The organism is Mycobacterium sp. E802 (assembly GCF_001666875.1).
Taxonomy (GTDB): Bacteria; Actinomycetota; Actinomycetes; order Mycobacteriales; family Mycobacteriaceae; genus Mycobacterium.
On sequence record NZ_LZJD01000103.1, the window covers coordinates 1 to 701 of the forward strand.

General features: G+C 63.9%; 2 protein-coding genes. One reads left to right on the forward strand and one right to left on the reverse strand.

The window, feature by feature from the left end; translation table 11 throughout:
• On the forward strand, positions 1-184 hold a 184-nt coding region (locus A5699_RS15280; RefSeq protein WP_304528331.1), incomplete at its 5' end, for a sigma factor-like helix-turn-helix DNA-binding protein.
• Here A5699_RS15280 and A5699_RS15285 read toward each other — a convergent pair.
• Positions 160-701: sigma-70 family RNA polymerase sigma factor (locus A5699_RS15285; protein ID WP_067770669.1), on the reverse strand; the 542-nt coding region annotated here is incomplete at its 5' end. The genes A5699_RS15280 and A5699_RS15285 overlap by 25 nt on opposite strands.

A 701-nucleotide genomic window follows, 5' to 3' on the forward strand; every position in this document is an offset into this window, starting at 1 on the left:
CGCCGACGTCGAGGGCTACCACTACCGCGAAATCGCCGCCCTGATGGGCACACCCGTCGGAACCGTGATGTCCCGACTGGCCCGCGGACGAAAGCGGCTGCGGGAGTTGCTCGCCGACGTGGCCCGGGACCGTGGCATCGGCCGCGACGCCGGTAAGGTTCAGGCTGCCGTGCCGTTGTCCTGACTCCGGGCCAGATACCCTCTGGCAACCGCAGTTTCGGCGAGCAGCTTACGCAGATTGCGACGCGCCCGGTGCAACCTCGACATCACAGTGCCAACCGGAATGTCCATGAGCTCAGCGATCTCCTTGTACCGGAAGCACGCGACGTCGGCGAAGTACACGGTCATCCGGTTGGCCGCAGGGATCGCGTCCAGTGCGTCCGCGATGTCGTCGTCGCGCATCGCTTCGAGCGCTTCCACTTCCGCTGACCGCAAACCCGAAGATGTATGCCGCCCCTCGGCGGACACCTGCCAATCGGTGATGTCTTCACACAGTTGCTCACCCACGGCGCGTTGGCGGGCGCGATAGCTGTTGATCCAGTTGTTGTACATGATCCGAAACAGCCATGCGCGCGCATTCGATCCTGGCTTGAACGTGTGAAAACCGCTGTAGGCCTTGAGAAGTGTCTCCTGCACGAGGTCTTCGGCGTCGTACCGGTTGTGGGTCAGGCGGCGCGCACCACGTTCGATCTGCTCGACGC